Annotated in this window: 10 protein-coding genes; all 10 read left to right on the forward strand. The window is 33.3% G+C overall.

Going from position 1 to position 9,014, the window contains the following annotated elements; all coding sequences use genetic code 11:
* Positions 1 to 436: UDP-N-acetylglucosamine 2-epimerase (locus F3H01_RS08905; protein WP_188116376.1), on the forward strand; the 436-nt coding region annotated here is incomplete at its 5' end.
* A 1-nt stretch (position 437) separates the two neighbouring features.
* Complete coding sequence (locus F3H01_RS08910) at positions 438 to 1,097, forward strand: PIG-L deacetylase family protein (protein ID WP_149725539.1); 660 nt, start codon at positions 438 to 440, stop codon at positions 1,095 to 1,097.
* On the forward strand, positions 1,094 to 2,140 hold the full coding sequence (locus tag F3H01_RS08915; protein ID WP_149725540.1) for a nucleotidyltransferase family protein: 1,047 nt from the start codon (positions 1,094 to 1,096) through the stop codon (positions 2,138 to 2,140). Before F3H01_RS08910 ends, F3H01_RS08915 begins: the two co-directional genes overlap by 4 nt.
* Positions 2,140 to 2,856, forward strand: coding sequence for an acylneuraminate cytidylyltransferase family protein (locus F3H01_RS08920; RefSeq protein WP_149725541.1), 717 nt, complete (start codon positions 2,140 to 2,142; stop codon positions 2,854 to 2,856). The genes F3H01_RS08915 and F3H01_RS08920 overlap by 1 nt, the downstream gene beginning before the upstream one ends.
* Entirely contained in the window at positions 2,853 to 4,145 is a 1,293-nt protein-coding gene (locus F3H01_RS08925) for a glutamate-1-semialdehyde 2,1-aminomutase (protein ID WP_149725542.1), read from the forward strand. The genes F3H01_RS08920 and F3H01_RS08925 overlap by 4 nt, the downstream gene beginning before the upstream one ends.
* 26 nt (positions 4,146 to 4,171) lie before the next feature.
* Positions 4,172 to 4,942 (forward strand): oxidoreductase, encoded by a 771-nt coding sequence (locus F3H01_RS08930; RefSeq protein ID WP_149725543.1) that lies wholly within the window; start codon positions 4,172 to 4,174, stop codon positions 4,940 to 4,942.
* Positions 4,939 to 5,994, forward strand: coding sequence for a GNAT family N-acetyltransferase (locus F3H01_RS08935; RefSeq protein WP_149725544.1), 1,056 nt, complete (start codon positions 4,939 to 4,941; stop codon positions 5,992 to 5,994). The genes F3H01_RS08930 and F3H01_RS08935 overlap by 4 nt, the downstream gene beginning before the upstream one ends.
* A 2-nt stretch (positions 5,995 to 5,996) precedes the next feature.
* Positions 5,997 to 7,097, forward strand: a complete 1,101-nt coding sequence (gene wecB, locus F3H01_RS08940) for a non-hydrolyzing UDP-N-acetylglucosamine 2-epimerase (protein WP_188116377.1) — start codon at positions 5,997 to 5,999, stop codon at positions 7,095 to 7,097.
* Positions 7,094 to 8,272 carry a glycosyltransferase family protein gene (locus F3H01_RS08945; RefSeq protein WP_149725546.1) on the forward strand — a complete coding sequence of 393 codons (1,179 nt, stop codon included), beginning with the start codon at positions 7,094 to 7,096 and terminating at the stop codon, positions 8,270 to 8,272. Before wecB ends, F3H01_RS08945 begins: the two co-directional genes overlap by 4 nt.
* On the forward strand, positions 8,265 to 9,014 hold a 750-nt coding region (locus tag F3H01_RS08950), incomplete at its 3' end, for an acyltransferase family protein (RefSeq protein WP_149725547.1). The genes F3H01_RS08945 and F3H01_RS08950, both read left to right, overlap by 8 nt.

Below are 9,014 nucleotides of genomic sequence, written 5' to 3' on the forward strand. Positions count from 1 at the left end.
TCCTAATGTAGATCCAGGCAATCAAAAGCTTTTGAAAGTCATAGATAGATATAGTAGAAATCCTAATTTTATTTTTTATAAAAATTTAGAGCGAGATATTTTTATGTCCATATATAAGCATTCAAAGCTTATTATTGGAAATTCTTCATCTGGAATTTGCGAAGCTGCTAGCTTAAAGATACCAGCAATAAATGTTGGCCTTAGGCAAACTGGAAGGTATGCTGATAAGAATGTAATTTTCTGTGATACAAATTTCAAAAGCATTGGAGATAGTCTGGATAAAGCACTATCAAAAGAGTTTTTAGAAACGCTAAAAAACTTAGAAAATTCTTATGGCGATGGAAAAAGCTCTATAAGGGCATATAAAATAATTAAAACATTAAAATTTGAATCTATGATAGAAAAAATCGAAGACCCATTACAATTAGGATATTAATATGAAAAACAAAATTCTTGTGGTGGCTGTTCATCCAGACGATGAGACATTGGGCTGTGGAGGGACGCTACTTAAGCATAAGCATGATGGAGATAAAATTTACTGGCTTATTTGCACAAAAACGGATGAGAATAGCGATTATTATACTACTAGAGAAAATGAGATAAAACAAGCTTCGGATGCTTATAAATTTGATGGTGTTTTTAGTTTGGGACTTAATACAATGCGAGTAGATGAGTATAGTATGAGCGAGCTTATAGGCAAAGTCTCAAAGGTAATAAGTGAGGTAAAGCCAAACATCATATACCTTCCATTTAAAAGTGACGTGCATAGCGACCATAGGAAAATTTTTGAAGCGAGCTATAGCTGCACAAAGGCATTTAGATATCCATTTATCAAAAAGATATATATGATGGAAATTTTAAGTGAAACAGAATTTGCCCCAGGTGTTAAAGAGGATGCTTTTATGCCAAATTTATTTGTGGATATAAGCAATTATCTTGATAAAAAAATAGAAATAATGAAAATTTTTAAAAGTGAAATAGGGGAACATCCATTTCCAAGAAGTGAAAGAAATTTAAGAGCATTAGCCACCTTAAGGGGGGCAACTTGTGGATGTGAGTATGCTGAAAGTTTTATGCTTTTAAAGGAAATTTTATGAAAAACATAGAAAACATAAAGCTAAGACAAAATGCTACCATAAAGGAAGCTTTGGGGATTATAGATAGCGGAGCTATGCAGATAGCTTTAGTTGTTGATGACAATGATAAGCTTCTTGGGACACTAACAGATGGCGATATAAGAAGGGGTATATTAAGAGGACTGGACCTTGATAGTCCTATAGAGACGATAGTTTTTAAAGAGCCGGCTATTGCAAAAATTTCTAGTACAAAAGAGGAAATTTTAAAGATAGCATTATCTAAAAAACTTCACCAGATACCAATAGTAGATGATAATGGAATAGTTTTAGACTTAAAAGAGATAGAAGAGCTTGTTGAGCCAAAGATCAAGACAAATAGAGTTATCCTAATGGTAGGAGGCCTTGGCACTAGACTTAGACCACTCACGCAAGATACGCCAAAGCCGATGCTAAAGGTTGGAAACAAGCCGATCCTTCAGACGATAGTCGAGAGATTTGCAGAGTATGGATTTGTAAATATCACAATGTGTGTAAATTTTAATGCCAGTATCATTAGAGACTATTTTGGCGACGGAAAAGAATTTGGCGTAAATATCGACTATGTTGTGGAGGAAAAAAGGATGGGCACAGCAGGGGCGTTAAGCTTACTAAAAGAGCGTCCAAGCGAGCCATTTTTTGTTATGAATGGTGATCTTCTTACAAATGTAAATTTCGAGCACATTTTCAACTACCACATGATAAATAAAGCCACAGCCACAATGTGCGTCAGAGAGTACGACTATGAGGTACCTTACGGCGTGGTAAAGATGAATGATAATAAAATAACTGCTATCGCAGAAAAACCAGTGCAGAAATTTTTTGTAAGTGCTGGGATATATATGCTCTCACCTGAAATTTTAGATCTGATCCCTAAAAATGAGTTTTACGACATGCCTGCGCTATTTGAAAAGCTTATAAAATTAAGTAAAAATGTTATATCATTCCCGATCAGAGAGTATTGGCTTGATATCGGACGTATGGAAGAATATCAAAGAGCAAATGAAGAATATAAAGAAGTTTTTTAATGTATAAAAATAATAGTTTTTTAGCGATTGTACCGGCGAGAGGAGGCAGCAAGGGTTTGCCTGGAAAAAACATTAAAGAATTATGCGGAAAGCCACTTGTTGCGTGGAGCATAGAGGCTGGACTAAAAAGTAAATATGTAGATGAGGTCATGGTTAGCACTGACGATGAGAAAATTGCAGAAATTTCAAAAAAGTATGGCGCAAATGTCCCTTTTTTAAGACCAAGCGACTTGGCAAGTGATACCGCCACAACCTTTGATGCCATAAAACACACTATAGATTATTATAAAAATGAATTAAAAACAGAGTTTGACTATATCGTTTTATTAGAGCCTACATCACCTTTGAGAGAAGTTTGCGATATAGATAGGGCTATTGAAATTTTACTAGAGTCAAAAGCTGATTCGATTGTTGGAATTTGCAAAACAGAGAGTCAGAATCCAGCTTTTTTAGTCTCAAAAAATGAAAACGGCTTAATTTCTGGATATGAAAATAAAGACATGAGAGTTCTAAGAAGACAAGAGATAAAAGATGTTTATTTCTTTGAAGGAACGATCTATGTCTCTAAGGTAGATGTTTTGCTTAATAAAAAAACATTTTATCATAGCAATACCATAGGTTATGAAGTTCCAAAATACAAATCGCTAGAGATAGATGATATTGATGATTTTGTAATGATTGAAGCAATAATGAATTATAAAGGTTATAAAAAATGACTTATCAAGATAGATTATTAAAAGCAATACCAGGTGGCGCGCATACTTATAGCAGAGGGTTTGATCAGTATCCAGCCAATGCTCCACAAATTTTAAAAAGAGGCAAAGGCGCATATGTATATGACGAAAATGGTAGAGAATTTTTGGACTATGGAATGGCGCTTAGGGCTGTAAATTTAGGCTACGCGAATGAAGAAATAAACAAAGCCGCGATCGAGCAAATAGAATTTGGAAACAATCTAACTAAGCCTAGCATGATCGAGCTAGAGGCTGCTGAATTATTAATAGATATGATAGATAGTGTTGATATGGTTAAATTTACTAAAAATGGCTCAACAGCAACAACAGCAGCTATCAAACTTAGTAGAGCATACACTGGAAGGGAGCTGGTTGCAAGATGCGCAGAGCATCCATTTTTTAGCTATGATGACTGGTTTATTGGCTCTACGCAACTTACCAAGGGTATACCGCAAAAGGATACTGAAGGCACAAAGACGTTTGGCTACAACAACATTGAAAGCCTAGAGAAGCTTTTTGATGAATTTCCTAATCAAATAGCTTGTGTGATTTTAGAGCCAGCGGCAACAGAGCATCCAAAAGATAACTTTTTACATAAAGTAAGAGATCTGTGCCATAAAAATGGAGCAGTATTTATACTTGATGAGATGATAACTGGCTTTAGATGGCATTTAAAAGGGGCTCAATATTATTACGACATTAAGCCAGACTTGTGCACTTTTGGAAAGGCAATGGCAAATGGATTTTCAGTTGCGGCTATTGCTGGAAAAAGAGAGATAATGCAGCTTGGCAGTATAGAATTTGAAGGCAGAGAGAGAGTCTTTTTGCTATCAACAACACATGGTGCAGAGATGAGTGGCTTAGGTGCTTTTGTTGCGGCTATGAAATTTATGAAAGAGCATAATGTGGTTGAGTATACTTGGAACTATGGCACAAAACTAATCTCGATGATAAATGAGCTTGCAAAAAAATATGAAATCGAAAGAAATTTCGTAGCAGGCGGGATCGAGTGCAGCCCGTACTATTTGACCTTTGATAAAAATGGTCAAAATTCTTTAGGGCTAAGAACTCTTTTTTCTCAAGAAATGATCAAAAATGGTGTGCTTATTCCTTGGGTGGCACTTTCATATGCCCATGGAGAAAATGAACTTGAAAAGACAAAAAATGCACTAGAAAAAACTTTTGAAGTTTACAAAAAAGCAGTTGATGAGGGCTATGAAAAATATTTAGTAGGTAACCCTATCAAGCCAGTGTTTAGAAAATTTAACTAAAAGTAAAATTTATATAAGGAACAGCAGTGTTAAAAGATAAAGTAGTTGTAGTTACTGGTGGAGCTGGACTTATTGGTAAAGAATTTATAAAAGCCATTGTTGAAAACAACGGCATAGCTATTATCGCTGATATAAATGAAAAAATAGGGCAAGAGGCAAAAGAGACACTATCTAAAGAGCTAAATTCAAAAAATATAGACTTTGTGAAGCTTGACATCACCTCTAAAGACTCTTTAGAGGCTTGTATAAAATATTTGCATAATAAGTATAAAAGGATAGATGCACTAGTAAATAATGCATACCCTCGAAACAAACACTATGGAAGGCACTTTTTTGATGTTGAGTATAGTGACTTTATAGAAAATTTGGGACTAAATTTGGGTGGTTATTTTGCCGCATCTCAGCAGTTTGCAAGATATTTTAAAGAGCAAGGATATGGAAATATCGTAAATATATGCTCGATCTATGGTGTGGTTGCTCCAAAATTTGAAATATATAACAACACAACAATGACTATGCCAGTTGAATATGCTGCCATAAAATCAGGCCTTATACACCTTACTAAATATATGGCAAAGTATTTTAAAGGGATGAATATAAAGGTAAATGCTCTAAGTCCTGGCGGTATATTTGATAACCAGCCAGAGCCGTTTTTGAAAAAATATAAAGATCAGTGCCTAAACAAGGGCATGTTAAACAATAGTGACTTAAAAGGCACCTTGGTCTATCTGCTGAGTGATATGAGTAGGTATGTAAATGGTCAAAATATCGTAGTTGATGATGGGTTTAGCATATGATAGTGCGCTATAAAGAGGATCGTGAGAATTTTGAAGCTAGATGGCAGGAATATATCTTAGAAAATATTCACAGCCCAAGATATTTAAGCTCATACTTAGACTATATGAAATTTTATTCCAAAGATATACTTAGTGATGAAAGCTTTGTGGTTGTTGAGAGCAACAAGTGTGTTGGAATTTGTTTTTTGCCAGTTGAGCAAGCAAATGGTGTCGTCTCTATATCTTTGTCTGGATATTTTACAGTTGCTCCGCTTGCGATAAGCGATAGGGTTTATGACATAGTTTTTAAAGAAATTTTTGAGATAAGTAAAAACTATAATGCTGGCAAGATAATGTTTTATTTAGACTCTTTGGTTATGGAGTTTTTTAACAAATATAACTATCTTATCAAATATGGCTTTATAGATGCTACGGGCAGCAACTGCGTGCTTGATCTTTGTGGTGAAAAAAGCACTTTGTGGTCAAGGCTAAGAAAACGATACAAGTCATCCATAAATGCAATTTTTAAAAATAGTGAATATGACTTTGTTGTAGTATCTAAAGAAAATCCAAGCTACGAAATCCATGAGGTATATAGAGAGCTTCACAAAAAGGCTGCTGGCAGAGAAACAAGACCTAAAACAACCTTTGATAAGCAGTATGAAATGCTACAAAATGGCAATGCTACTATTATAGGATTAAGATACAAAGGCCAATTTATAGGTCTTTGCTATTTTTTACATACGAGCGAAGTTGTTGTATATATGAGCGGTACGGATGATCCAGAATTTACAAATATGAAAATTCCTATATATCACGCCATTTTGCAAAAAGCTACTGAGTATTTTCATGATATGGGTTTTAAGCATATGGAGTACTCTCAGCCTGCAGGGTATAACTTAGTGGATGGATTTTTAGACTATTTAGACGAAAAACAGATAAATATAGCACATTTTAAAAGGGGTATGGGTACAAAAATGGTGCCACTATTTCGAGGTGTAATGTACTTTGATAAAAATTTACTCTTAAAAGATATAGATAGCTTCAGAGAAATAGTGGTAAGAGAATTATAAAAATGAAAAAAATATTATTTATTATTGGTACTAGACCAGAAGCCATTAAGATCTTACCAATATATATTTTTTTTAAGAAATATAATAAATTTGATATAAAAATATGCATAACTGCACAACATAGAAAAATGCTTGACGATGTAATGTCCTTTTTTGGGGTTAAAGCAGACTATGACCTAGACCTTATGCGGCAAAATCAAATACTAGACGAGCTAACATCAAAAATTTTACTAGGAGTATCAAGTATACTAGATGAATTTATGCCAAATTTAGTATTTGTTCATGGTGATACAACTACTTCTTTTGCTGCATCGTTGGCGTCATTTTATAAAAAGATAGACGTGGCTCATGTAGAGGCTGGACTTAGAACTTATGATATTTATTCTCCATTTCCTGAAGAGGTCAACAGACAGCTAACGTCCAAAATAGCAAAGTATCATTTTGCACCGACTTTGCTGGCTAAGCAAAATTTATTAAGAGAAAATATAGATGAGGATAATGTTTTTGTAGTAGGCAATAGTGTAATAGACGCACTATTTTTTACACTAGATAAGCTAAAAAAGACAACTCCTTGCTTAGATTACACGCCAAGTGAAAGAAAATTTATTCTTATAACTGGCCATCGTAGAGAAAATTTTGGTGATAATTTTTTGAATATATGCAATTCAATAAAAGAATTAGCTATTAAATATAGTAGTGATATGGATTTTGTTTATCCGTTGCATCTTAATCCAAATATATGCGAGCCAGCTAAAAAAATATTATCAGATATAAAAAATGTTTATTTAATAGAGCCACTTAAATACGAAAGCTTCGTATATCTCATGTCAAAGGCATATATTATTTTGACTGATAGCGGTGGCATACAAGAGGAGGCGCCAAGTTTTGGCAAGCCTGTTTTAGTTATGCGTAACAATACAGAAAGACCAGAGGCTGTAGAGGCCGGAACTGTGAGGCTTGTTGGCACCACTGGGATCACAGATGAGGTTTGTAAGCTTGTAGAAAATGTTGATGAATATAACAAATTTAAAAATTTAAAAAATCCTTACGGTGACGGAAAAACATCTAATAAAATTTATGAAATCATTGAGTCTCTTTTGTGAAAAAAGTACTTTTTATATCTTATTTCTTGCCCCCATTTAATTCTCCGCAAGCCATACAAATAGGAAGATTACTGAGGTATTTTTCGTTATCAGAGCAATATGAAATAACTGTAGTAACTGCAAATTTAAAGAACGCCTTGATAGATAATAGTTTATACCCAGATATTTTTGATAAAATAAAAGAGGTCATATACGTAGATGACGTGGTAAAAAATAAATACGTCAAATATTTTATTAGCAAAGTCATTCCAAGTATCTATAAGACACCAGATGAATATAAAAAATGGCATAAAAAAGCATATCAAAGCTTGTCTTATAAATTTAAAAGTGGTGATTTTGACCTAATACTAACATTTTCTTTTCCTCTGTCCACAAATATACTTGGCAGGCAATTAAAAGAATATTTTAAATGTAAGTGGGTGGCACATCAGTCTGATCCATGGACTGATAATATTTATAATGGCTACAGCAAAGGCATAAATCAAAAAAATGTTGCTTTAGAAAAAGAATGTTTTTATGCTGCCGATAAGATCATATTTACTTCCATAGAGACACGAGAATTTTATACTAGCAAATACCCATATCTATCTAGCAAATTCTATCTTTTGGAGCATTCAAATGATCCTAGTCTATTTCCAAGAAAAGACAATGTATCTGGTAGTAAAAAGATAGTGCGATATATCGGTGGTTTTTATGGTGCCAGAACACCAGAGCCGCTATATAAGGCAATGTATAAGCTAAAAGAAGACGGAAAGAATATAGATTTTATTTTTGAGATATATGGTTTTGGTAGATCTATAACAAATTTATTAAAAAAATATGACATATCGGAGTACATATCATTTAAAGGAAGCGTATGTTACCTTAAAAGTTTAGAGTTGATGGTTGGCGCTGATTTGTTGGTTTTGATAGATGCTCCAAGCGAGCATAAGAGCATATTTTTTCCATCAAAGCTTGTAGATTACATTGGTTCTAAAACACCCATTATGGTCATATCCCCAGATGGAGCAAGCAAAAGAGTGGCTGAAGAAAATGGACTTGCTTATTTTGAATTAAACGAAACTGATAAGATAGCTGATTATCTATGTAGTGATTGGGGTCTTAGCCAAGAGTATGGTAATGTATACGACATTAATGACGTTGTAAATAAATTTGTGAGTATTGTTGGTGAATAGAAATTTATCATTTGATACCATGAGAGGAATGGCGATCTTATTTGTTTTGGCAGCTCATTTTTTAACAAATAGTGTTGTTTTTGATGATTATTCAACTACCATGCTAGGAAATACATCTTTAAATTTCTCTTTTTTTGGAAATACTGGAGTAATTTTATTTTTTTATCTAAGTGGCTATTTGATCTACGCATCTATAGATCGTGGAAAAAACATAGCATTTTTTTTTAATTTCTATCCAGTTTACGGTATGCGTGATATATTTGCAAATATTTTTTTTATCAAAGATTTTTTAAATGCTCCCTATATGAATAATGTCTATTGGTCTTTACTGGTTGAGGTTAGATTTTATTTTATTATTTTTGTTTTTTTTCTTCTTTCTAGGTATTTTAAATTTTTAAAGATAGAGTATTTGCTACTACTTTTGCTGCTGGTCAACTATACTAAGTTGTTTTTTACTGGTAGCGGGAGCTGGTTTGTTACTTGGCTTTTGCTTTTTTTTATAGGTATTCTTTTTTATAAGTATGTGACAAATAAAATAAAGATCGGTATTTTATTGGTTTGTTATTTTGCTATTTTGGTCTCAGTATATATTTTTAGAGACTTAAGCTCCTTTCTTAGTGCTGTTATGTGTACTCTAATTTTTGCTTTTTGTTTTTATTTTAATTGCACAAATCGTATATTGATATTTTTTGGTAATATATCGTACTCTTTATATTTGGTACATGCACCAACTGGATATAGT

It is taken from the genome of Campylobacter concisus, from assembly GCF_902460875.1.
Lineage (GTDB): Bacteria > Campylobacterota > Campylobacteria > Campylobacterales > Campylobacteraceae > Campylobacter_A > Campylobacter_A concisus_AA.

What these genes read in the sequence shown, in the direction of transcription:
- F3H01_RS08910 (WP_149725539.1), top strand. Translation starts at nt 438, where the DNA reads ATGAAAAACAAAATTCTTGTGGTGGCTGTTCATCCAGACGATGAGACA.
- F3H01_RS08915 (WP_149725540.1), top strand. Translation starts at nt 1,094, where the DNA reads ATGAAAAACATAGAAAACATAAAGCTAAGACAAAATGCTACCATAAAG.
- F3H01_RS08920 (WP_149725541.1), top strand. Translation starts at nt 2,140, where the DNA reads ATGTATAAAAATAATAGTTTTTTAGCGATTGTACCGGCGAGAGGAGGC.
- F3H01_RS08925 (WP_149725542.1), top strand. Translation starts at nt 2,853, where the DNA reads ATGACTTATCAAGATAGATTATTAAAAGCAATACCAGGTGGCGCGCAT.
- F3H01_RS08935 (WP_149725544.1), top strand. Translation starts at nt 4,939, where the DNA reads ATGATAGTGCGCTATAAAGAGGATCGTGAGAATTTTGAAGCTAGATGG.
- wecB (WP_188116377.1), top strand. Translation starts at nt 5,997, where the DNA reads ATGAAAAAAATATTATTTATTATTGGTACTAGACCAGAAGCCATTAAG.